The organism is Pantoea sp. SGAir0175 (assembly GCF_043547855.1).
Genome location: NZ_CP028081.1, coordinates 2,846,921 through 2,869,832, shown reverse-complemented (window position 1 = coordinate 2,869,832; position 22,912 = coordinate 2,846,921). Strand labels below are relative to the sequence as shown.

Genomic DNA, 22,912 nt, shown 5'->3' with positions numbered 1-22,912 from the left:
CGTAAGCCTGTCGGCACCGCAGTGCGCGTTTTTCAACCGGCGCTTAGTGCGGGGTGAAGCGATAACGCGTCACGGAGTGCCATGTGTCGCCGGGCTGCAGCCAGCAATCAGGCTGCGGCCACTCGCTATGGTTGGGCGAATCCGGTAAAAACTCACTCTCCAGAGCGATGCCCTGGAAAGCAGTATAGCTGCCCTGTTCACGGGCGCGCGTTCCCTCCAGATAGTTGCCGGAGTAGAACTGCAGCGCCGGCGCGGCGGTGAACACGCTCACGCTAAGTTTGTCGTCCGCTGACCACAGCTGCGCAGCAGGCTGGCTGCTGTCACCGGCGGTGGTGAGCAGAAACGCGTGATCGTAACCTTTCACCGCGCGCTGATCGTCGTCGGCCAGGAACTCATCCGCCACGCGTTTCGGCTGGCGGAAATCAAAGCTGGTACCGTCTACCGCTTTCAGCGGCGCATTGGGAATGCCTGCGCTGTCCACCGGCAGATAACGATCGGCCTGCAGTTGTAAGCGATGCTGGCGCGCGTCGCCATGATGCGCATCAAGGTTGAAGTAAGCATGGTTGGTCAGGTTGACCGGACAGGCCTGATCGGTCTGAGCTTCATAGCGAATCGACAGGCAGTTATCGTCATCGAGCTGATAAATTACATCGGCAATCAGATTGCCGGGGTAGCCCTGGTCGCCGTCCGGCGAATCAAGACGATAGTGCACTTCGCTGTCGCTCTGGCTGAGGATCTGCCAGCGGCGCTTGTCGAAACCCTGCGGCCCGCCGTGCAGCTGGTGCGGACCCTGATTGGCCGCCAGCAGCCGGTTAAGTGGCTTTAGCTCAGCGAAGGCGATGCGGTTCGCGTAACGCCCGATGGTGGCACCGAGATAAGCATCCTGATGCAGATAGTCGGACGGCGTGGCGCAGCCGAGCAGCGCTTCGCGCACGCTGCCGTCCTGCATCGGCACGCGCGCCGACAGCCAGGTGGCGCCCCAGTCCATAAAGGTGGCGACCATGCCGTTGCGGTTGCGCAGCACGGTGATGCGCCACGGCTGGCCGTCCGGCGCATGAGAGTTGACGTCGCTTACCATTGGCCGGCTCCTGCTGAGGCTTTGCACACGTAAAAGGTCTCTTTAATGCCGGTCTGCGCTTCGTACTGCTGCGCCACCGCCGCTTTCACCTGATCGACCAGATCGGTTGGCATCAGGGCGACAATACAGCCACCGAAGCCGCCGCCGGTCATACGCACGCCGCCGCGCGGGCCGATCTCCGCTTTGACGATCTCCACCAGCTGGTCGATGGGCGCGACGGTAATCTCAAAATCGTCGCGCATTGAGGCGTGCGAGGCGGCCATCAGCTCACCCATGCGTTGCAGATCGCCGCTGCTCAGCGCGTCCGCCGCTTCCAGCGTCCGGGCATTTTCGGTGATCACGTGACGCACGCGTTTGGCCACCAGCGGATCGAGCTGCTGTTCTGCCGCCGCAAACTCCTCCAGCGTCACGTCGCGCAGCGCCTTTTTGTTAAAGAAGCGCGCACCGGTTTCGCACTGCTCGCGGCGGGTATTGTATTCGCTGCCCACCAGATTACGGCGGAAGTTCGAGTTGATGATCACCACCGCGACATCCTCCGGCATGGATACGGCGCGCGTGCCCAGCGTGCGGCAGTCCAGCAGCATGGCGTGATCCTGCTGGCCGAGCGCTGAAATCAGCTGATCCATGATGCCGCAGTTGCAGCCAACAAACTGGTTCTCCGCTTCCTGCCCGTTAACGGCAATCGCTGCGCCGTCGAGCTTCAGCTGATACAGCTGCTGGAACACGGTGCCCACCGCCACCTCCAGAGAGGCGGACGAGCTGAGACCGGCACCCTGCGGCACATTGCCGCTGATCACCATATCCACGCCGCCAAAGCTGGCGTCGCGCTGCTGCAGATGTTTCACCACGCCGCGCACGTAATTGGCCCACATCGGTTCGCTGAGCGGCTCAATCGGCGCATCCAGCGAGAAGCTATCCTGCTGATTGTCGTAATCCACCGCCACCACGCGCACCTGGCGATCGTCGCGGCGGGCGCAGGCAATCACGGTCTGATAATCGATAGCGCAGGGCAGCACGAAGCCGTCGTTGTAATCGGTATGCTCGCCGATCAGGTTCACCCGGCCCGGTGCCTGAATGCTGTGGCTCGGCGCGTAGCCGAAGGTGTCAGCGAAAACCTGTTGAGTGATCGATTTTAAAGACATTTATTGTTCCTCGCGGAAATGGATAGCGCTGACAGAGCGCAGACGTTCTGCTGCCTGTTCCGCCGTTAAATCACGTTGGGTCTCGGCCAGCATCTCGTAGCCAACCATAAATTTTCGTACCGTCGCGGAGCGCAGCAGCGGGGGATAGAAGTGCGCGTGCAGCTGCCAGTGATCGTTAGCTTCGCCGTTGAACGGCGCGCCGTGCCAGCCCATCGAATAGGGGAACGAGCACTGGAACAGATTGTCGTAACGGCTGGTGAGCTGCTTGAGCGCCAGCGCCAGATCGGTGCGCTGCGCCTCGCTGAGATCGGTAATGCGTTTCACGTGCGTTTTCGGCAGCAGCAGAGTTTCAAACGGCCAGGCCGCCCACCACGGCACTACCGCCAGCCAGTGATCGGTTTCAACCACGGTACGGCTGCCGTCCTGCAACTCGCGCGTTACGTAATCCACCAGCAGCGGCGTACCTTTATCAGCAAAGTAGCGGCGCTGGTTGTCATCCTCTTTTTGCGCTTCATTCGGCAGAAAACTGTTGGCCCACACCTGACCGTGCGGATGCGGATTCGAGCAGCCCATGGCTGCGCCTTTGTTTTCGAACACCTGCACCCACGGATAGTGCTGACCGAGTTCAGCGGTCTGCTCCTGCCAGGTACGCACGATGTCCTGCAAGTTGTGCAACGGCAGTTCGGGCAGGGTTTTGCTGTGATCCGGTGAGAAGCAGATCACCCGGCTGGTACCGCGCGCGCCTTCACAGCGCATCAGCACATCATCGCTCTGCGGCGCGTCCGGCGTATCGGTCATCAGCGCGGCAAAGTCATTGGTGAATACGTAAGTGCTTTTGTAATCGGGATTTTTGTCGCCGGTGATACGGGTGTTACCGGCGCACAGGAAGCAGTCCGGATCGTGTGCGGGCAGTTGCTCCAGCGCCGGCGTCTCCTGCGCACCCTGCCACGGACGTTTGGCGCGATGCGGTGACACCAGCACCCATTGATCGATCAACGGGTTATAGCGGCGATGCGGATGATCGACCGGGTTAAATTTTTGCATAACAAGTCCTGGTAATCGGCAAACAGAAGAAAATCACTGCCTTCAACGTAGCATAACGGTGGCGCTGAAAGCGTGATCCAGTCTGGATAAATGGTATCGTTTACACAAGGTGACGATTCTCATTTTGTGGGTTTATGCGCAGCGTTTGCTGAATAATGCGGCAGGCTAGTGGTAGCGGTTACATTTTTAGGGGAAGAAATCTTTCAGGTGCGTACTGTTGCTGCCGGGCCGCCATGGATGGCGACCCGCTCATCAATGAAAACTAACGCAACGCCTCCTGCTGATAAGCATAGCCCGCGCCCTGTTTTACAAAACTCAGGCGGTGGGTGATGCACTGCGGCGCGTCTTCGGCGTGGTGGGACACAAACATCAGCTGAGTACGGCCTTCGCCGATCAGCACATCAACAAAGCGGCGCACCAGCTGGCGGTTAATGGGATCGAGCCCCTGCAGTGGCTCATCCAGGATTAACAGCGTCGGGTGCTTCACCAGCGCGCGCGCAATCAGCACCAGCCGCTGCTGGCCCCACGACAGGCTATGAAACGGCGCATCGGCCAGCGCATTGTCCATGCCGAGCAGCGCCAGCCACTGGCGCGCCAGCGCTTTCTGCCGATCCGATACCGCCTGATACAGACCGATCGAATCAAAAAAGCCTGAGAGGATCACCGTACGCACGTTACAGCTGACGCGGTAATCCAGATGCAGGCTGCTGCTGACGTAACCGATATGCTGCTTGATGTCCCAGATGGTTTCACCGCTGCCGCGGCGAATACCAAACAACGTTAAATCATTGCTGTAGCCCTGCGGATGATCGCCGGTGACCAGGCTGAGCAGGGTCGATTTACCCGCGCCGTTGGGGCCGATGATCTGCCAGTGCTCGCCGGGATTGACCTGCCAGTTCAGGCCGTCGATCACCGCGTGATCGTTATACGACACCACGCCGTTGCGCAGAATAACGCGCGGCGCATCTGCCGCCAGCTGCGGCAGCTGATCCGGCTGGTCCGGCTCCGGCAGCGCCATGCCCTGCAGGCGTTCGCTGTGCGCCAGCTGCGCCACCAGCGCTTCGGCGAGAATCGCCTGGCGCGCGCCCACGTGCGTCAGCGTGCACTCCGCCAGCACGCCGACCTGCTGGACAAAATCCGGTATATCGTCAAAGCGGTTCAGCACCAGCACCACGGTGTAGCCGTCGCGATGCAGCTGATGCAGCGTATCGGCAAGACTGGCGCGCGATGCCACATCCAGACCATCAAAAGGTTCGTCGAGGATCAGCAAATCCGGCTGCGCCATCAGCGCCTGACACAGCAGCGTTTTGCGCGTTTCGCCGGTAGAAAGGTATTTGAAGCGGCGAGTCAGTAAAGCGCTGATGCCAAACTGCTGGGCCAGCACCTGCGCCCGCGCCTCATCCTTTACTTCATCCTGAATGATCTCCAGCGCGGTGCGGCCGGTGTCATCTTCGCCTTCACTCAGCAGATCGGTGTTGTTGCGCTCCCACTCCTGCGTCACCAGCTGTTGTAGCTGCTCCAGCGACAGACGGGTGCGGCGCTGAAAATCCTGCCGCAGTTCGCCCTTTGCCGCCGTCAGCTCGCCGGACAGCGCGCGCGCCAGCGAAGATTTACCGCTGCCGTTGGCACCGACAAAGGCCCAGCTTTCGCCGCTGTGCAGGGTCAAGTCCGGCAGGGTCAGGGTACGGCTATCGCTCAGGTGAAATATGCCTTGCGAAATTTGCAATGAGGCCATGATTTGTTCCGTTTTCTGCATCAAGTCGCTCAGTTGTAGCGAGCCAGCGAAATGAAGTCAAATCATGGCGGCCAGATCAGAGCAGTGTGGCGATGATGGCGTGTTCTGCATTAAAACAGGCGGTCACGGCGCTGCCGGGCTGCAGATTATGCTGGCGAAGTGCCTGGCTGGGGACGGTGGCGCACAACATTTCACCGCCCGTCAGCGCAATCAGCACTTCACTCTGCGTCTCGCCGGGTTCGATGGTGTGGACAACGCCCGGCAGCTGATTATCGCCCTCGGCGGCGTCAGGTGTCAGGCGGATCCACGGCGCTTTGATCAGCACCAGCACCTCTTTACCGCTGTCGAGCTGCAGCCGCTCCGCGCTGCGTTCGGTCAGGGCCACCTGCAGCCGCGTCACGCCGTCGTTCAGCAGTATCTCAACATGCTGCTGCACCTGCTGACGATCGCGCGCCTGCACCGTGCCAAATAGCTGGTTGCGCGCGCTGGTTTGCAGGGAAAAGCGGGCGATCGCCGCCAGCAGGCTGTCGAGCGGCAGGCTGTCGTTTTGCAGCACGTCAAAGGCTTTTTGCTGGATCTGCTCCATCAATTGAAACAGTTGAATCAATCGCTCGCCGTAGCGCGTCAGCCGCGCACCACCGCCGCCTTTGCCGCCGGTCGCGCGTTCGACCAGCGTCTGATCCGCCAGCTGATTCATCTCATTGATGGCGTCCCAGGCGCTTTTATAGCTGATGCCCGCCAGTCTGGCGCCCTGGCTGATGGAGCCGGTTTCCTGCACGCGCCTGAGCAGTTCGATACGGCGCGGATCGGCAAACAGTTTCTGCTGAAGACGGATGTGAAGAGAGAGTTCTGCCTGCATGTCAGCTCCTTAGGTGAATGCGCCAATTGTAAGGCCTAAAGTAAAAGCACGAAAAGGGCAGTGCCTTTTTTTCTCCAGCCGTTACAATCACTTTTTTACTCTTTGCGCGAGGTTTCCATGCTGGAACTGTTAAAAAGCCTGGCGGTCGCCATCATCATGGTGCCCATCGTGATGGCGATTATGCTGGGTCTGATTTACGGCCTGGGTGAAGTCTTTAACGTCATCTCTAAATTTGGCCGCCGCGACGACCGTCCCGCCAATAGCTCACACCACTGATTTTTAACGCCCGCACGCTGCGGGCGTTTTGCCCTTAACTTCCCGCCGTTTTTGCCGATATAAAGCTCATGACAGCTTTCAGGCTCGCGTTGTATTATCAACTATATAACGTAACCTGGAGTTCTCTATGCAAAATACGCTTTATCACTGGGCGGCCGCGGCCGTGGTCACCGTGTCGCTGTCGGGTCAGGCGCTGGCGGCGGAGAAAATTACTGTGTTCGCTGCGGCCTCGCTGACCAATGCGATGCAGCAGATTGCCACGCAATATCAGCAAAAAAGCGGCGTTGAAGTGGTATCCTCATTCGCTTCCTCGTCGACGCTGGCGCGGCAAATCGAGCAGGGCGCCCCGGCGGATCTGTTTATCTCTGCCGATCAGCAGTGGATGGACGATGCGGTGGCGAAAAACAGCGTGATCGGCAGTACGCGTCACACGCTGCTGGGCAATGATCTGGTGCTGGTGGCGGCAAAAAGCGCTAACGCGCAGCCGGTGACCATCAATGCGCAGACCCAATGGCAGAACCTGCTTAAGGGCGAGCGCCTGGCGGTGGGCGATCCGGATCACGTGCCGGCAGGTATTTATGCCAAAGAAGCGCTGCAAAAGCTGGGCGCGTGGGACACGCTGGCTTCACGGCTCGCACCGGCTAACAACGTGCGTGCCGCGCTGGCGCTGGTGGAACGCCGCGAAACGCCGTATGGCATCGTGTACGGTTCCGACGCGGTAGCCAGTGATAAGGTGCAGGTGGTCGGACGCTTCCCCGAAGCGAGTCACAAACCCGTAGAGTACCCGATGGCGGTGGTCAGCGATCACCAGAACGCAGCGGTGCAGGCCTTCTATGACTATCTGCAGGGGCCGGATGCCGCTGCCGTGTTTAAACAGTATGGATTTACGCCGAAGAGATGATACTGAGCGATCCCGAATGGCAGGCCGTGTTCCTCAGCCTGAAAGTTTCCTGCGTGGCGGTGCTGTGCAGCCTGCCGTTTGGCATCCTGATGGCCTGGATTCTGGCGCGCTGTCGCTTTCCCGGCAAAACCCTGCTCGATAGCCTGATTCACCTGCCGCTGGTGCTGCCGCCGGTGGTGGTGGGCTATTTGCTGCTGCTGACGCTGGGACGGCGCGGTCTGATTGGCAGCTGGCTATATGACTGGTTCGGTATCACCTTCGCCTTCAGCTGGCGCGGTGCGGTGCTGGCCTCCGCGGTGATGGCGTTTCCGCTGATGGTGCGCGCCATTCGTCTGGCACTGGAAGCGGTAGACAGCCGGCTGGAGCAGGCGGCGCGGACCTTAGGCGCGGGCCGCTGGCGGGTGTTTTTCACCATCACGCTGCCGCTGACTTTTCCGGGCATCATCGTGGGCACCGTGCTGGCGTTTGCCCGCTCGCTCGGCGAGTTTGGTGCCACCATTACTTTTGTCTCCAACATTCCCGGCGAAACCCGCACCATCCCGTCAGCCATGTTTACCCTGATTGAAACGCCCGGCGCGGAAGGCACTGCGGCGCGGCTGTGCGCGGTGGCGATTGCGCTGGCGCTGCTGTCGCTGGTGGCCTCAGAGCTGCTGGCGCGCTGGGGCCGCAAGCGGCTGGGAGCGGCCTGATGCTGAAAATCAACATTGCGCAACAGCTCGGTGAGCATCAGCTCAACGTCGATGTGGAAATTCCGGCCAGCGGCATCACCGCGATCTTTGGCGTGTCCGGGGCAGGAAAAACCTCATTAATCAATGCTATCAGCGGCCTGACGCAGCCGCAGAGCGGCCAGATTGCGCTTAACGATCGTCTGTTGTTTGACCGCGACAGCGGCATCAATCTGCCGCCGGAAAAACGCCGCATCGGCTACGTGTTTCAGGATGCGCGCCTGTTTCCCCATTATCGCGTGCGCGGCAATCTGCAGTATGGCATGGCGCCCAAAATGAAAGCGCAGTTCGGGGCGCTGGTGACGCTGCTGGGACTGGACGCGCTGCTGGATCGCTATCCGGCCTCGCTGTCGGGTGGCGAAAAGCAGCGCGTGGCGATGGGCCGGGCGCTGCTGAGCGCGCCGGATATCCTGCTGATGGACGAACCGCTGGCGTCGCTCGATCTGCCACGCAAGCGCGAGCTGATGCCCTATTTGCAGAAGCTGGCGAAGCAGGTGGAGATTCCGCTGCTGTACGTGAGCCACAGCCTGGAGGAGATTGTCCAGCTGGCGAATCAGGTACTGGTGCTGGATAACGGTAACGTCAAAGCCTTCGGCGCGCTGGAAAAAGTGTGGGGCAGCAGCGCGATGCGGCCCTGGCTGCCGGCGGCCGAGCGCAGCAGCGTACTGCGCGTGCAGGTGCTGGAGCAGCATCCGGATTACCCGATGACCGCGCTGTCGCTTGGCGATCAGCACATCTGGGTCAGCCGGGTGAATCAGCCGGTGAAAAGCGTACTGCGCATCCGTATCGCCTCGGCGGACGTGTCGCTGGCGCTGCAGCCGCCGCAAAATACCTCGATCCGCAATATTTTACCGGCGCAGGTGGTGGAGCTGCTGGAGCTGGACGACCAGGTCGAAGTGAAGCTACGCATCGGCGTCAGCGAGCTGTGGGCGCGCATTTCACCGTGGGCGCGCGACGAGCTGAATATCCGGCCCGATCAGTGGCTGTATGCGCAGATCAAGAGCGTGTCGATTACCGCGTAACACAAACCGGACGACAGCGCGGTACGTCCGGTCTGCGGATCAGCGCGTTTTTTCGCGCTTTTTTCCGGTCAACCCTACAGATACCTTTTGCCGCGATCAGCCTGGCGTTACAGCACTTCCTGGTAGATCACCTGCGCAATGCCCGGCTCAAGGTTGGTGCCGATCACTTTGCGCGCGCGTGCTTTGATGGCGTCATCGGCATTGCCCATCGCCACGCCCAGCCCGGCCTGCTCCAGCATGCTGAGATCGTTGTAATTGTCGCCAAACGCCAGCACGTCCTGCATGCTCAGACCCTGGCTCGCCACCCACTGCGCCAGGCGTTTGCCTTTGCTGTTGCCGGCCTGAGCGATATCGACCTGATCGTGCCACGACCATTCACACGCCAGACCCAGCTCGCGTTCGGTGCGTTCGGCAAACTGCTGCAGCGCGCGGGTATCCGGATGCGACAGGGCAAATTTCCAGATCGACTGCGCGTCGTGCGCCGCCTGCGCCAGACTCGGCACCTGCACAAACAGCGGGCGCTGCGCTTCCGGCAGCGACTGCGCCCAGTTGAGGGTGCGCGTCACATGGCCGGTCGCTTCCTGGTACAGCATCGCATCATCGACATACAGCAGACCGTGAATATTCTCCTGATCGAGCATCTCAATCACCCGCGCCGCCTGACGTTTCTCCAGCGGATCGGCAGCCAGCACCCGTTGCGCCTGGTAATCGTACAGGTACGTGCCGTTACAGCAGATGGCGGGCGTTGTCAGCTGCAGCGCCTGATAAAACGGGTGAATCGCGCAGTGATGGCGACCGGTGACGATCAGCACCTGAACGCCAGCCTGTTGCGCGCGGGCTAAGGCTTCAAGGGATTCTGGCAGGATGGTTTTGTTTGGGGTCAGCAGGGTGCCGTCAAGGTCAAGGGCGATTACGCGGTAGCTCATTACACTTTCCGTCCGGAGTTAGCAAAGCGTTAAGTCTACACCCGCCAGCGGCCCTGAGACAAAAAGCAGGGCACAAATCAGCCCAGCGCGCGGCGGTGAAACGCGCTACAGTTACTGTTTTTCATCAGGCAGCGAATAAGGAAAACGCATGAAACAAGTCGTGTATACCGCCAGTCCCGAGAGCCAGCAGATCCACGCCTGGCAGATGCAGGAAGATGGCGCACTGACGTTATTGCAGGTCACGGATGTGGCCGGCCAGGTGCAGCCGATGGTGGTGAGCCCGAAGAAAGATTTTCTCTATGTCGGCGTGCGTCCGAATTTTCGCGTACTGGCGTACCGCATTGCGGCCGACGGTACGTTGAGCCTGGCCGGTGAAGCGCCGCTGCCGGGCAGCCCGACTCACATTTCTACCGACCGCCAGGGCAACTATCTGTTCTGCGGCTCCTATAACGATGCCTGCGTCAGCATCAGTCCGATTGGCAGCGACGGCCTGCCGCAGGCACCGCTGCAGGTGATTAACGGGCTGGAGGGCTGCCATTCGGCGAATATCGACCTCAGCAACCAGACGCTGTTTGTACCAGCGCTGAAACAGGATCGCATCTGCCTGTATCAGCTGCAGGCGGACGGCACGCTGGCACCGCGCACGCAGCCGCAGGTGACCACCGTAGAGGGCGCCGGCCCGCGTCATATGGCGTTCCACCCGAACGGCGCCTATGGCTATGTGGTTAACGAACTGGACAGCACCGTCGACATCTGGGCGCTGAACAATGTTAACGGCCAGGTCGAGCGCGTGCAGAGTCTTGATATCATGCCACCGGGCTTCAGCGATACGCGCTGGGCAGCGGATATCCATATCACCCCGGACGGTCGCTTCCTGTATGCCTGTGACCGCACCAGCAGCACGCTGACCGTGTTCAGTATCAGTGAGGACGGCTCGGTACTGACGATTGAAGGTTATCAGCCGACCGAAACTCAGCCGCGTGGCTTTAACATTGATGGCAGCGGTCAGTATCTGGTGGCGGCGGGGCAGAAATCGCATCACATTGAAGTCTATCGCATCGGCGATCGTGGCCTGCTGCAACCGCTGGCGCGTTACGCCGTGGGTCAGGGCCCGATGTGGGTAGTGATTCACGCGCTGGACTGAGGAACGCGCTTCGGTCATGCAGGGTCGCCATCCACGGCGACCTCTGCCAGGGTGCGCAGCGATGCGCACCTTATGCAATCAGGCGTATGTCACCGTGATCGATGCGCTGGCCAGCGCGTGGAAGTGCACGTTGAAGCCGACCATCGCGCCGCTGGCACCTTCGTCCACCTCAATTTTCTCCACGTCCAGCGCATGCACCGTAAAGATGTAGCGATGCGATTCGCCCTGCGGCGGCGCTGCGCCACCGTAACCGTTCTGGCCGAAATCGGTGCGTGTCTGAATGGCACCCTCCGGCAGCTCCGCCACGCCGGAACCGGCGCCCTGTGACAGCACGGTCACCTCAGCCGGAATATTGGCGACCACCCAGTGCCACCAGCCGGAGCCGGTCGGGGCATCCGGATCGTAGCAGGTCACCACAAAGCTTTTGGTGCCGGCCGGCACTTCATCCCATGCCAGGTGCGGCGACAGATTATCGCCTTGGTAACCCATGCCGTTAAACACGTGGCGCTCGGGCATTTTATCGCCATCGTTAAAATCCTGGCTTACTACGCGCATGATCTCTCCTTTCCTGTTGTGTACTGCTCTCCATGATGGTGGAAAATGGCGGCGAGTGCCAGCGGTGTCAGGGCTGAAAGTGGCCGTCCACCGCCAGTGCAGCGCTTAGCGCCGCCGTCAGCTGCGTCAGCTGTGTGGCAGAAATCAGATAAGGTGGCATCAGGTAAATCAGCTTACCGAACGGGCGAATCCATACGCCGCGTTCCACGAAGAACTGCTGCAGCGCCGCCATGTTCACCGGCTGATGGGTTTCAATCACGCCAATCGCCCCCAGCACGCGCGCATCCGCCACCATCGGATGGTCGCGCAGCGGCAGCAGTTCCGCACGCAGCTGCTGTTCAATCGCCGCTACCTGCGCCGGCCAGTGCCCTTCGTTGATCAGCTTCAGGCTTTCAACCGCCACCGCACAGGCCAGCGGATTGCCCATAAACGTCGGACCATGCATAAAGCAGCCCGCCGCGCTGCGGCTGATGGTATCGGCGACGTCGCGCGTGGTCAGGGTGGCGGAGAGCGTCAGGGTGCCGCCGGTCAGCGCCTTGCCGAGACACAAAATGTCCGGTGTGATGCCGGCGTGTTCGCAGGCAAACAGCTTGCCGCTGCGGCCGAAGCCGGTGGCGATCTCATCGGCGATCAGCAATAAACCGTAGCGATCGCACAGCGCTCGCACCTGTTGCAGATAGCGTGGATGGTAAAAGCGCATGCCGCCGGCACCCTGCACGATAGATTCGAGGATCACCGCGGCGATACTGCGATGGTGCTGCTCGATTAGCCGGGCGAAATCGGCAATATCGTTGTCATCCCAGTCATCGTCAAAGCCACACTGCGGCGCGCGGGCGAACAGATGCTCGGGCAGGTAGCCGCGCCACAGGCTGTGCATGGAGTTTTCCGGATCGCAGACCGACATGGCGGCAAACGTATCGCCGTGATAACCGCGCTGCAGCGTGAGGAATTTCTGCCGCGTTTCTCCGCGACCCAGCCAGTACTGCAGCGCCATTTTCATCGACACTTCGACGGCGATCGAGCCGGAATCGGCGAGGAACACGCACTCCAGCGCCTCGGGCGTCATGGCGATCAGCTGGCGGCTCAGCTCCACGGCTGGCGGATGGGTGATGCCGCCGAACATCACGTGTGACATCTGCGCCATCTGCTGCTGCAACGCCTGATTGAGGCGCGGATGGTTATAGCCGTGGATCGCTGCCCACCACGACGACATGCCGTCGACCAGCTCACGTCCATCGGCCAGCTGCAGCGTGCAGCCGTGCGCGGCCACCACCGGGTAGCACGGCAGCGGATCGCGCATTGAGGTGTAAGGATGCCAGATATGCTGGCGGTCAAAGCGGAGGTCGTCCTGTGTGAACATCTGTCTTGTAAACCATTTTTAAAAGATTTAGTTTACAAGTATAACCACGTTAATCGTCAGGATGAACCCCCTTTTTGGAGTAAGCAATGGCTAATCGCTGGACACTGGCTCAGGCTCAGGCGCTATTTGATAAACCTTTTCTCGAGCTGATGTTTGAAGCACAGCAGGTGCACCGCCAGCACTTCGACCCGCGTCAGGTGCAGGTCAGCACGCTGCTGTCGATCAAAACCGGCGCCTGTCCGGAAGACTGTAAATACTGTCCGCAGAGCGCGCGTTACAAAACCGGGCTGGAAACCGAGCGCCTGATGGAGGTGGAAGCGGTGCTGGAATCGGCGCGCAAGGCCAAAGCAGCCGGCTCCAGCCGCTTCTGCATGGGCGCGGCGTGGAAAAACCCGCACGAGCGCGACATGCCGTACCTTGAGCAGATGGTGCAGGGCGTGAAAGCCATGGGCATGGAAACCTGCATGACGCTGGGAACGCTTGACCACGATCAGGCGCAGCGGCTGGCCAGCGCCGGGCTCGATTTTTACAACCATAACCTCGACACCTCGCCGGAGTTTTACGGCAGCATCATCACCACCCGTACCTATCAGGAGCGTCTTGATACGCTGGATAAAGTGCGCAACGCCGGCATCAAAGTGTGCTCGGGCGGCATTGTCGGGCTGGGCGAAACGGTCAACGACCGCGCCGGTTTGCTGGTGCAGCTGGCCAACCTGCCCACGCCGCCGGAGAGCGTGCCGATTAACATGCTGGTGAAAGTCAAAGGCACGCCGCTGGCGGATAACGATGACGTCGAGCCGTTCGACTTTATCCGCACCATTGCCGTGGCGCGCATCATGATGCCAACCTCGCACGTGCGCCTGTCGGCCGGTCGCGAGCAGATGAGCGAACAGACCCAGGCGATGTGCTTCATGGCGGGTGCCAACTCGATTTTCTACGGCTGCAAGCTGCTGACCACGCCGAACCCGGAAGAGGACAAAGATCTGATCCTGTTCCGCAAGCTGGGCCTGAATCCGGAGCACACCGCCACGACGGCGGGCGATAACGAACAGCAGCATCAGCTCAGCGAGCAGTTGCTGCACGCCGACAGCGCGCAGTTCTATAACGCGGCCGTGTAAATGTGGTCTGAACGTATTGCGCAGGCGCTGACGGCGCAGCGTGCCGCCGACGGCTGGCGGCAGCGGCGGCGCATTGAGCACAACAGCGTGCGTGAAATTACCCTCGACGGGCAGCGCTATCGCCACTTCTCCAGCAATGATTACCTCGGCCTGAGCCAGCATCCGGCGGTGATGGCTGCCTGGCAGCAGGGCGTGCGCGAGGCGGGCGTCGGTGCCGGGGCTTCCGGCCACGTCACCGGCTACAGCCGCCACCATGCGCAGCTGGAACAGCAGCTGGCATCCTGGCTCGGCTACCCGCGCGCGCTGCTGTTTATCTCCGGCTTTGCCGCCAACCAGGCAGTAATCCATCTGCTGGCGCAAAAGTCGGATCGCATTATCGCTGACAAACTGGCGCACGCCTCGCTGCTGGATGCCGCCAGCCACAGTCCGGCAACGCTGCGCCGTTTTGCCCACAACCAGCCAGCCAGCCTGGCGAAGCTGCTGGCGACGCGCGCGGAAGGCGGCACGCTGGTGGTAACCGAGGGCGTATTCAGCATGGATGGCGACAGTGCGCCGCTGGCTGAACTTGCCGCCGAAACCCGGCGCGCGGGCGGCTGGCTGCTGGTGGACGATGCGCACGGCATTGGCGTCACCGGTGAGCAGGGGCGCGGCAGCTGCTGGCAGCAGCAGGTGAAACCGGAACTGCTGGTGGTGACTTTTGGTAAAGGCTTTGGCGTCAGCGGCGCCGCGCTGCTGTGTGATGACGCTACCGCAGATTACGTCGAGCAATTCTCGCGCCATTTAATCTATTCCACCGCCATGCCGCCGGCGCAGTGCTGTGCGCTGCTGGCGGCGCTGGCGCAGATCCAGCAGGGCGACGCGTTGCGCGCGCGGTTACAGCAAAATATTGCCCGCTTTCGCGCGGGCGCGGCGCAGTTGCCGTGGCAGCTGATGGCCTCTGACAGCGCCATTCAGCCGCTGATCGTCGGTGAAAACCACGCCGCGCTGGCGCTGGCGCAGCGGCTGGCGCAGGCCGGTTGCTGGGTGAGCGCGATCCGGCCACCGACGGTGCCGCCGGGTACCGCGCGGCTGCGCATTACGCTCACCGCGGCGCATCATCCCGAAGATATCGACGCGTTGCTGGAGGCACTGTATGACGCTGCAGGTGAATAAACAGGCGGTGGCGCAGGCGTTTGGCCGGGCGGCCGCGCACTACGAACAGCATGCTCAGCTGCAGCGCCAGAGCGGCGAGGCGCTGCTGGCGCTGGCGCCGGCCGGATTTGGCCCGCAGCTGCTGGATGCCGGCTGCGGCACCGGCTGGTTCAGCCGCTACTGGCGCGATCGCGGTCGCCAGGTCTGCGCGCTGGATCTGTCACCGGCGATGCTGCAGGCGGCACGCGAACAGCACTCGGCGCACGACTATTTACAGGGCGATATCGACCAGTTACCGCTGGCGGATAACAGCGTCGACGGCGTCTGGAGCAACCTGGCGGTGCAGTGGAGCAGCGATCTGCGCACCGCGCTGCTGCAGTTTCTGCGCGTGACGCGCCCGGGCGGCAGCGTGCTGTTCTCGACGCTGCTCGACGGCTCGCTGCAGGAGGTGCACCAGGCGTGGGCGCAGATCGATGGTCGGCGTCACGCCAATCGCTTCCTCAGCGGCGATGCCTTTGCCCTGGCGACCGCGGGCCTGCCGCTGCGCAGCCAGACGCAGATCGTCACGCTGCATTTCCCCAGCGCGCTCAGCGCCATGCGTTCGCTGAAAGGCATCGGCGCGACGCATCTGCACGATGGACGGCAGGCAGCATTGCTGACGCGCCCGCAGCTGGCGCAGCTGGAGCAGCACTGGCCGCAGGCTGCGCACGGCTATCGTCTCAGTTATCACCTGATGTATGGAGTTTTACAAAAATGACACGCTGGTTTATTACCGGAACTGACACCGAAGTGGGCAAAACAGTCGCCAGCGGCGCTCTGTTGCAGGCGGCCAGCGCTGCGGGATTACGCACTGCTGGCTACAAACCGGTGGCCTCCGGCTGCGAGATTACGCCCGACGGCGTGCGCAACAGCGACGCGCTGGCGCTGCAGCGCTACAGCAGCCTGGCGCTGAGCTATGAGCAGGTAAACCCGCTGGCGTTCATCGAACCGACGTCGCCGCATATCGTCAGCGCGGAAGAGGGCAGACCGATTGAATTTGCGCAGCTCTCCGCTGGCTTACGCGCGCTGGAACAGCAGGCTGAATGGGTGCTGGTGGAAGGCGCGGGCGGCTGGTTCACGCCGCTGTCCGCGACGCAAACTTATGCCGACTGGGTCGCCGCCGAGCAACTGCCGGTGATTCTGGTGGTCGGCGTGAAGCTCGGCTGCATCAACCACGCCATGCTGACGGCGGAAGCGGTGAAGGCGCGCGGGTTGCGCCTCGCCGGCTGGATTGCCAATGACATCCAGCCGCCGGGTAAGCGACATGCGGAATATCTGGCAACGCTGCAACAGCGCATTGCGGCCCCGTTCCTCGGTGAGATTCCGTGGCTGAGCAGCGCGGCGCAGCAGGCCGACTGTGGCCGTTACCTTACCCTGCCACAGTAAATGGCGCGGCGGCGCAGCACCCTGCGCCGCACGCTACCGACGCTAGGTGGCCGTTAACCACTTACTCACCGTTACATCATCCAGCTGCGCCACGCTGCCCTGCGCCACGTTGCGGCCGCGATGCAGCAGCAGAAAATAGTCCGCCACGCGGCGAATGAACGACACATGCTGTTCCAGCAGCAGAATCGTCAGGCCATAGTCGCGGTTCAGGCGGCGAATCAGATTCCCCATCTCCTCCTCCAGCCACGGCGACATGCCTTCGGTGGGTTCATCGAGGATCAATAGTTTCGGCTGCAGCACCAGCGCGCGCGCCAGGGCCAGCTGCTGCTGCTGATCCATCGGCAGTTCGCCACTGCGCTGATGACGCAGCGAGTAGAGCGCCGGAAACAGATCGAACACCATCTCGGGAATGGCGCGGCTGCGATCGTCCTGTGCCGCCATCAGCGCAATCAGCAGGTTATCTTCCACGCTCATCTGGGAAAAGATGTGGCGTCCCTGTGGTACGTAGCCGATGCCCATGCGCGCGCGTTGCTCAGCAGGCTGCAGCAGCAGGTTTTCCGGCGGCGCGCCGTCTTCCTGCCAGGTCATCGATCCACTATTAATGGGCAGGCGACCCATAATACAGTTCACCAGCGTGGTTTTGCCCATTCCCGGGCTGCCCAGCACGCCGGTGCAGGTGCCTGGCGGCAGATCGAGATCCACATCCCATAAAATATGGTTCTGACCGTAAAATTGATTCACCGAACGTAAACTCAGCATCTGACATTCTCCTTCCAGATTATTCGCCTGAATGCTCCCGCTCTGTGTCGTCTGGCATACAGTCATGCACAATGGCTATTGGGACACTGCTGTCGCCGGCGGCGCTTGTTCATCCTGCCGGCATGGACTCGTCACTCCACCGTTAATTCACTGCAATTCCCAGGCCAGATCCGCCAAAGCAGCCTCAATCGGGGTAAAAGGCAGCGAAACTCGCCATAATTGATGAGAAAAGCTTAACAATTGCCCACAGTAATAACTCGCCTGCACTTTGACGGTGCTGACTGCTTAACGTTTCTGGTGCATCTGTGCTGTCATAAGGCAGGGACTGAAGAAATAAGTGGCCTTAACGCTGGGCTTTTTCCCGTTACGGCACGATGGGGTACGCCAAAAGAATAGTTAAAGCCGCACGGGATGATGGAAAAATAATCGCAAAAAAAATTTTTTCGCACGGCAGGATAAGCGAGGGGAAAATTATACACAGCCGATGGACGTGGGGCTGGATTCAGTTATCCACTATTCCTGTGGATAACCTTGTGCATTAGCGACTGAAAACCGGGCGCAAGCGAGGAAATACGCGGGTTGCATACATAATGCTGCGAAACTGGGCTTTTGAGTCAAAGTCTTTTAAATCAGCAGGTTATTTAAAAGCAAGCCTGAGAATTGTCTGGCTTGTCATCAGACTGCAATTTAATGACGCTCTATTGACAATTGTTAAAAGCGTTGCTCGTCTGGGGATAACCTTGCGCAACAAACGCTTCCGGATTACCGCATAAATTACGCTGAAGCGAATCGCGGCATCTCCCCATCATCGTGCAGTATATCTGTAATTATATCCAGTATTTTTTTCTGGCAAAATCGCCATAGCAGAGTAGAATTACCAGCCTGCCCGCCGACTTCTTCAGCAGGAACCGTAATACCATGAGTAAAGCCTTTAAACTCAACTCCGCTTTCAAACCTTCAGGCGATCAGCCTGAGGCGATTCGTCGCCTTGAAGAAGGGCTGGAGGATGGACTGGCGCACCAGACGCTGCTGGGGGTTACCGGTTCAGGAAAAACTTTTACCATCGCCAACGTCATTGCCGATCTCAACCGGCCGACCATGGTAATGGCACCGAATAAAACGCTGGCGGCACAGCTGTATGGTGAGATGAAAGAGTTCTTCCCGGATAACGCGGTCGAATTCTTCGTCTCCTACTACGACTACTATCAGCCGGAAGCCTACGTGCCCAGTTCGGATACCTTCATCGAGAAAGATGCGGCGGTAAACGAGCACATCGAGCAGATGCGTCTCTCTGCCACCAAAGCGATGCTGGAGCGCCGCGACGTGATTGTGGTGGCGTCGGTTTCTGCTATCTACGGTCTGGGCGATCCCGATCTCTACCTGAAAATGATGCTGCATCTGACGCGCGGCATGATCATCGACCAGCGCAGCATCCTGCGCCGCCTCGCCGAACTGCAGTACACCCGCAACGATCAGGTTTTCCAGCGCGGCACCTTCCGCGTGCGCGGCGAAGTGATCGATATCTTCCCGGCGGAATCCGATGACATTGGTCTGCGCGTTGAACTGTTTGATGAAGAGGTTGAGCGCCTGTCGCTGTTCGACCCGCTGACCGGCCAGGTGATCTCGGTGATTCCGCGTTTCACCATCTACCCGAAGACGCACTACGTGACGCCGCGCGAGCGTATTCTGCAGGCGATGGAAGAGATCAAGGATGAGCTGGCGGTGCGGCGCAAAGTGCTGCTGGAGAACAACAAACTGCTGGAAGAGCAGCGCATCACCCAGCGTACCCAGTTCGACCTCGAAATGATGAACGAACTCGGCTACTGCTCGGGCATTGAAAACTATTCGCGCTATCTCTCCGGACGCGGACCGGGTGAGCCGCCGCCGACGCTGTTTGATTACCTGCCGGCGGATGGCCTGCTGGTGGTCGATGAATCCCACGTGACTATTCCGCAGATTGGCGGCATGTATCGCGGTGACCGCGCGCGTAAAGAGACGCTGGTGGAGTACGGTTTCCGCCTGCCGTCGGCGCTGGATAACCGTCCGCTGCGCTTTGAAGAGTTTGAAGCGCTGGCACCGCAGACCATTTACGTCTCGGCCACGCCTGGTAACTACGAGCTGGAGAAATCGGGCGGCGACGTCATCGATCAGGTGGTGCGGCCTACCGGTCTGCTCGATCCGATCCTTGAGGTGCGTCCGGTGGCGACCCAGGTCGACGATCTGCTGTCGGAGATCCGCAAGCGGGTCGAAATCAACGAGCGCGTGCTGGTCACCACGCTGACCAAGCGCATGGCCGAAGACCTCACCGAGTATCTTGAAGAGCACGGCGAGAAGGTGCGTTATCTGCACTCCGACATTGATACCGTTGAGCGTATGGAGATCATTCGCGATCTGCGTCTCGGGGAGTTTGACGTGCTGGTGGGGATCAACCTGCTGCGCGAAGGGCTGGATATGCCGGAAGTGTCGCTGGTGGCGATTCTGGACGCCGATAAAGAGGGCTTCCTGCGCTCCGAGCGCTCGCTGATTCAGACCATCGGACGCGCGGCGCGTAACGTCAACGGCAGAGCGATTCTCTACGCGGATAAGATCACGCCGTCGATGGCGCGGGCGATGGAAGAGACCGAGCGCCGCCGCGAGAAGCAGCAGCGCTATAACGAAGAGCGGGGCATTGTGCCGCAGGGCCTGAACAAGAAAATCACCGATATTCTTGAACTGGGCAAAAACGTGGTGAAAACGCGCGGCAAAGGCAAAACGGCTTCACGCACTGCCGCCGAGGCTGAGGCCAGCTATCTGGCGCTCACGCCCCAGGCCATGCAGAAGAAGATCCACGAGCTGGAAGGGCAGATGCAGCAGCACGCGCAGAACCTGGAGTTCGAAGAGGCCGCGCGGGTGCGCGACCAGCTGCACGAGCTGCGTGAACTGTTTATCGCCGCCTCTTAATGTGAAACCGGCGGTCGCGTTGCGCGCCGGCTAAACCGCCTGAATGGCATGTTCCAGCGCGCGGCGCAGCAGCTGGCGGTCGTGACGATAGCGGATATCGGCGGCTTCCAGCGGTTCGCGCACGATCAACCGCTCAATGACGCCGCGCGTGTCTGCTGACGGGCCGACCACCACGGCGTCAATCACCCGTTTGCCAATGGCTTTTTCCATCATCGCCAGCTTGTCGGCGACCGTCAGGCTGGCCGCCGCCGGACTCAGTTCGCGCCCGAGATTTCCGATGAACACCATGGTGGCGGGCGTCCGGCGCAGCGCGCGTGCCATCTCCTCCATCAGCAGAATCGGCATCAGGCTGGTGTAAAAGCTGCCGGGACCAATCAGGATCAAATCGGCCTCGGCGACGGCGTCCAGCGCTTCACGCGTCGGCACCACATTGGGGTGCAGCATCAGCTCTTCCGGCGCCTGCTTCATTTCGTCAATCGCCGTTTCGCCGTACACCATATTGCCTTCGCTATCCTGCGCGACCAGGTCCACCGGCTGCTCCGACATCGGAATCAGAAACGCATCCACCTTCAGCAGGTTGCGAATAATGTTGATGGCTTCCAGCGGACGCACGCTGAGATGATCGAGCGCTTTCAGGATCAGATTGCCCAGATTATGCCCGGCCAGTTCGCCGTTGCCGGTAAAGCGATACTCGAACATGGCAGAGGCCACGCTGGGTTCGGTGATCAGCTGATTAATGCAGTTGCGCATGTCGCCCCAGGCAATGCCGCCTTCTGAACGGCGTATGCGGCCGGTGGATCCGCCGTTGTCGGTGGTGGTGACGATGCCGGTCAGGCGTGAGCCCAGCGGCGCCAGCGCCGACATCACGCGGCCAAGGCCGTGGCCGCCGCCGAGTGCCACCACGCGATCCAAATCTGCCAGGGTACGATTCATGCTGCTCCTTAAAACGCCGCACGTGCGGTGCAGACGGCGTTCAACTGATGTGTATCAATATCTGTCGCGCATTTTACCGTATCCTGTCGCGAAAATGCGGTGAAATAACGTTATGTATCAATATATATAGCGATAAATGCCGATGGATGCGAGCGTCAAATCGCGCTACCATTTGCTTTAACCGTGTTGTCCACAATGACAACAGACTCCCAAGCCTTGCGTTCCTAAGTCGTGTGATATGGATGCCTGGCCGCAGCCGCGAGCTGCCAGGGTGCAGAAAGAAATGACTGCATCTCCCGTACTTTGGAAAGGTGTTCAGGTGCCACAATTTACAGATGCCTATGCGCGCAGCTTTTATTATCTGCGCCTGTCGGTCACGGATGTGTGTAACTTCCGTTGTACCTACTGCCTGCCCGACGGCTACCGGCCGAACGGCGTGCACAACAAAAGTTTTCTCTCGCTGGATGAGATTCGTCGCGTGACGCGTGCCTTTGCGGCGGCGGGCACCGAAAAAGTGCGCCTGACCGGCGGCGAACCCTCGATGCGGCGCGACTTCACCGATATCATTGCCGCCGTGCGCGACAACGCGGCAATCCGCCAGATCGCCATGACCACCAATGGCTACCGCATGGCGCGCGACGTCGGCGCCTGGCGTGCGGCAGGCCTCACCCATATCAATGTCAGCGTCGACAGCCTCGACGCACGGCAGTTTCACGCCATTACCGGGCAGAACAAGTTTCATGAAGTCATGGCGGGGATTGATGCGGCCTTTGATGCCGGTTTCAGCACCGTCAAAGTCAACAGCGTGCTGATGCGCGACGTCAACAGCCACAGTCTGGAGACCTTTCTGGCGTGGATCCGCACCCGACCGATTCAGCTGCGCTTTATCGAGCTGATGGAAACCGGCGAGGGCGGCGATCTGTTCCGCCGTCATCATGTGTCCGGCGAGGTGATCCGCGATCAGCTGATCATGCAGGGCTGGCAGCGCCAGCCGCGCGGCCGCAGCGATGGCCCGGCCCAGGTGTTCCGCCATCCGGATTATCAGGGTGAAGTTGGCCTGATCATGCCGTATGAAAAAGATTTCTGCGCCAGCTGTAATCGCCTGCGCGTATCGGCGATCGGTAACCTGCATCTGTGCCTGTTTGGCGACGGCGGCGTACCGCTGCGCGATCTGCTGGCCTCCGACGATCAGCAGGCCGAGCTGCAGGCGCGCATCGCTCACAGCCTCGGGCAGAAAAAGCAGACGCATTTCCTGCATCAGGGCAATACCGGCATCACGCAGAATCTCTCCTTCATTGGTGGCTAAACACAGGAGTTACGGCCATGGGTAAACCTTCCGGCGATTTTGTCGCCTTAAATGCGGCGGTGATGACCGTCTCTGAGAGCCGCGACGCCAGCAGTGACAGCTCCGGCGACTATCTGCGTGAGGCGCTGACTGAAGCCGGGCATCAGGTGGTCGATCACGCCATTGTTCCGGACAACCGTTATCGCATCCGCGCCACGGTGTCGCGCTGGATCGCCAGTGAAGATGTGCAGGTGGTGCTGATTAACGGCGGCACCGGCTTTAACAGTAAAAACAGTACGCCGGAAGCGCTGTTGCCGCTGCTGGATCGCGAAATTGACGGCTTTGGCGAACTGTTTCGCATGATCTCCTACGAGGAGATCGGCAGCGCGACGCTGCAATCACGCGCGGTGGCCGGTCTGGCCAACCAGACGCTGCTGTTTGCCGTGCCGGGCTCAACCGGTGCCTGCCGCAGCGCATGGGAGCGGATCATTGAAGCCCAGCTGGATGCGCGTACGCGTCCGTGTAATTTTGTCTCACATTTGAAGAAGTTATAA

Annotated in this window: 22 protein-coding genes and 1 riboswitch; of the genes, 12 read left to right on the top strand and 10 right to left on the bottom strand. The window is 60.5% G+C overall.

Annotated features, from left to right (window positions below; all coding sequences use genetic code 11):
- Positions 1 to 43: 43 nt before the first annotated feature.
- The 5 genes from galM to modE form a co-directional block, all read right to left on the bottom strand.
- Positions 44 to 1,078 (bottom strand): galactose-1-epimerase, encoded by a 1,035-nt coding sequence (galM, locus tag C1N56_RS13385; protein WP_058757860.1) that lies wholly within the window; start codon positions 1,076 to 1,078, stop codon positions 44 to 46.
- A complete protein-coding gene (galK, locus tag C1N56_RS13380; protein ID WP_058775295.1) occupies positions 1,072 to 2,220 on the bottom strand; it encodes a galactokinase in 1,149 nt (382 codons plus the stop codon). Before galK ends, galM begins: the two co-directional genes overlap by 7 nt.
- Positions 2,221 to 3,264 (bottom strand): galactose-1-phosphate uridylyltransferase, encoded by a 1,044-nt coding sequence (gene galT / locus C1N56_RS13375; RefSeq protein ID WP_021508514.1) that lies wholly within the window; start codon positions 3,262 to 3,264, stop codon positions 2,221 to 2,223.
- Positions 3,265 to 3,526: 262 nt separating this feature from the next.
- A complete protein-coding gene (gene modF, locus C1N56_RS13370; RefSeq protein ID WP_031279876.1) occupies positions 3,527 to 4,999 on the bottom strand; it encodes a molybdate ABC transporter ATP-binding protein ModF in 1,473 nt (490 codons plus the stop codon).
- A 76-nt stretch (positions 5,000 to 5,075) separates the two neighbouring features.
- Positions 5,076 to 5,858 carry a molybdenum-dependent transcriptional regulator gene (modE, locus tag C1N56_RS13365; protein WP_394516753.1) on the bottom strand — a complete coding sequence of 261 codons (783 nt, stop codon included), beginning with the start codon at positions 5,856 to 5,858 and terminating at the stop codon, positions 5,076 to 5,078.
- Between the two features lie 117 nt (positions 5,859 to 5,975).
- Between modE and C1N56_RS13360 the strand changes: the two genes are divergently transcribed.
- The 4 genes from C1N56_RS13360 (at position 5,976) to modC (ending at position 8,782) form a co-directional block, all read left to right on the top strand.
- Positions 5,976 to 6,134: an AcrZ family multidrug efflux pump-associated protein gene (locus tag C1N56_RS13360; RefSeq protein ID WP_021508511.1), complete on the top strand. Its 159-nt coding sequence runs from the start codon at positions 5,976 to 5,978 to the stop codon at positions 6,132 to 6,134.
- Between the two features lie 127 nt (positions 6,135 to 6,261).
- Positions 6,262 to 7,035, top strand: coding sequence for a molybdate ABC transporter substrate-binding protein (gene modA / locus C1N56_RS13355; RefSeq protein WP_150058429.1), 774 nt, complete (start codon positions 6,262 to 6,264; stop codon positions 7,033 to 7,035).
- Positions 7,032 to 7,724 carry a molybdate ABC transporter permease subunit gene (modB, locus tag C1N56_RS13350; RefSeq protein ID WP_021508509.1) on the top strand — a complete coding sequence of 231 codons (693 nt, stop codon included), beginning with the start codon at positions 7,032 to 7,034 and terminating at the stop codon, positions 7,722 to 7,724. Before modA ends, modB begins: the two co-directional genes overlap by 4 nt.
- The gene (gene modC / locus C1N56_RS13345; RefSeq protein WP_021508508.1) at positions 7,724 to 8,782 is read left to right on the top strand and encodes a molybdenum ABC transporter ATP-binding protein ModC; all 1,059 of its coding nucleotides are present in this window, start codon (positions 7,724 to 7,726) and stop codon (positions 8,780 to 8,782) included. The genes modB and modC overlap by 1 nt, the downstream gene beginning before the upstream one ends.
- Before the next feature lie 107 nt (positions 8,783 to 8,889).
- Here modC and C1N56_RS13340 read toward each other — a convergent pair whose 3' ends face one another.
- Positions 8,890 to 9,708 (bottom strand): pyridoxal phosphatase, encoded by an 819-nt coding sequence (locus C1N56_RS13340; protein WP_088516308.1) that lies wholly within the window; start codon positions 9,706 to 9,708, stop codon positions 8,890 to 8,892.
- A gap of 148 nt (positions 9,709 to 9,856) precedes the next feature.
- On the opposite strand from C1N56_RS13340, the gene pgl reads away from it, so the two are divergent.
- Positions 9,857 to 10,852 (top strand): 6-phosphogluconolactonase, encoded by a 996-nt coding sequence (gene pgl / locus C1N56_RS13335; protein WP_104187098.1) that lies wholly within the window; start codon positions 9,857 to 9,859, stop codon positions 10,850 to 10,852.
- A gap of 78 nt (positions 10,853 to 10,930) precedes the next feature.
- Here pgl and C1N56_RS13330 read toward each other — a convergent pair whose 3' ends face one another.
- Positions 10,931 to 11,407, bottom strand: a complete 477-nt coding sequence (locus C1N56_RS13330) for a kinase inhibitor (RefSeq protein ID WP_288444288.1) — start codon at positions 11,405 to 11,407, stop codon at positions 10,931 to 10,933.
- Positions 11,408 to 11,474: 67 nt separating this feature from the next.
- Positions 11,475 to 12,767, bottom strand: a complete 1,293-nt coding sequence (gene bioA, locus C1N56_RS13325; RefSeq protein ID WP_394516752.1) for an adenosylmethionine--8-amino-7-oxononanoate transaminase — start codon at positions 12,765 to 12,767, stop codon at positions 11,475 to 11,477.
- Positions 12,768 to 12,853: 86 nt separating this feature from the next.
- On the opposite strand from bioA, the gene bioB reads away from it, so the two are divergent.
- The 4 genes from bioB to bioD are packed head-to-tail and all read left to right on the top strand — an operon-like array spanning position 12,854 to position 16,441.
- Positions 12,854 to 13,885, top strand: a complete 1,032-nt coding sequence (gene bioB / locus C1N56_RS13320) for a biotin synthase BioB (protein WP_058757850.1) — start codon at positions 12,854 to 12,856, stop codon at positions 13,883 to 13,885.
- On the top strand, positions 13,886 to 15,037 hold the full coding sequence (gene bioF / locus C1N56_RS13315; RefSeq protein WP_275025690.1) for an 8-amino-7-oxononanoate synthase: 1,152 nt from the start codon (positions 13,886 to 13,888) through the stop codon (positions 15,035 to 15,037).
- Positions 15,018 to 15,773: a malonyl-ACP O-methyltransferase BioC gene (gene bioC, locus C1N56_RS13310; RefSeq protein WP_021508501.1), complete on the top strand. Its 756-nt coding sequence runs from the start codon at positions 15,018 to 15,020 to the stop codon at positions 15,771 to 15,773. The genes bioF and bioC overlap by 20 nt, the downstream gene beginning before the upstream one ends.
- Complete coding sequence (bioD, locus tag C1N56_RS13305) at positions 15,770 to 16,441, top strand: dethiobiotin synthase (RefSeq protein ID WP_021508500.1); 672 nt, start codon at positions 15,770 to 15,772, stop codon at positions 16,439 to 16,441. The genes bioC and bioD overlap by 4 nt, the downstream gene beginning before the upstream one ends.
- A 42-nt stretch (positions 16,442 to 16,483) precedes the next feature.
- Here the strand turns inward: bioD and C1N56_RS13300 are convergent, their stop codons facing one another.
- Positions 16,484 to 17,200 (bottom strand): ABC transporter ATP-binding protein, encoded by a 717-nt coding sequence (locus C1N56_RS13300; RefSeq protein ID WP_021508499.1) that lies wholly within the window; start codon positions 17,198 to 17,200, stop codon positions 16,484 to 16,486.
- A 918-nt stretch (positions 17,201 to 18,118) separates the two neighbouring features.
- On the opposite strand from C1N56_RS13300, the gene uvrB reads away from it, so the two are divergent.
- Positions 18,119 to 20,140, top strand: coding sequence for an excinuclease ABC subunit UvrB (gene uvrB, locus C1N56_RS13295; protein ID WP_021508497.1), 2,022 nt, complete (start codon positions 18,119 to 18,121; stop codon positions 20,138 to 20,140).
- 30 nt (positions 20,141 to 20,170) lie between these two features.
- Here uvrB and yvcK read toward each other — a convergent pair whose 3' ends face one another.
- Positions 20,171 to 21,073, bottom strand: a complete 903-nt coding sequence (gene yvcK, locus C1N56_RS13290) for a gluconeogenesis factor YvcK family protein (RefSeq protein WP_348878662.1) — start codon at positions 21,071 to 21,073, stop codon at positions 20,171 to 20,173.
- A gap of 194 nt (positions 21,074 to 21,267) precedes the next feature.
- Positions 21,268 to 21,404: riboswitch (molybdenum cofactor riboswitch) on the top strand.
- Here yvcK and moaA point away from each other — a divergent pair.
- Together moaA and moaB are read left to right on the top strand one after the other, a co-directional pair.
- Positions 21,393 to 22,379 (top strand): GTP 3',8-cyclase MoaA, encoded by a 987-nt coding sequence (gene moaA / locus C1N56_RS13285; RefSeq protein WP_021508495.1) that lies wholly within the window; start codon positions 21,393 to 21,395, stop codon positions 22,377 to 22,379. Its footprint overlaps the riboswitch before it by 12 nt.
- Before the next feature lie 17 nt (positions 22,380 to 22,396).
- The gene (gene moaB / locus C1N56_RS13280; protein ID WP_394516751.1) at positions 22,397 to 22,912 is read left to right on the top strand and encodes a molybdenum cofactor biosynthesis protein B; all 516 of its coding nucleotides are present in this window, start codon (positions 22,397 to 22,399) and stop codon (positions 22,910 to 22,912) included.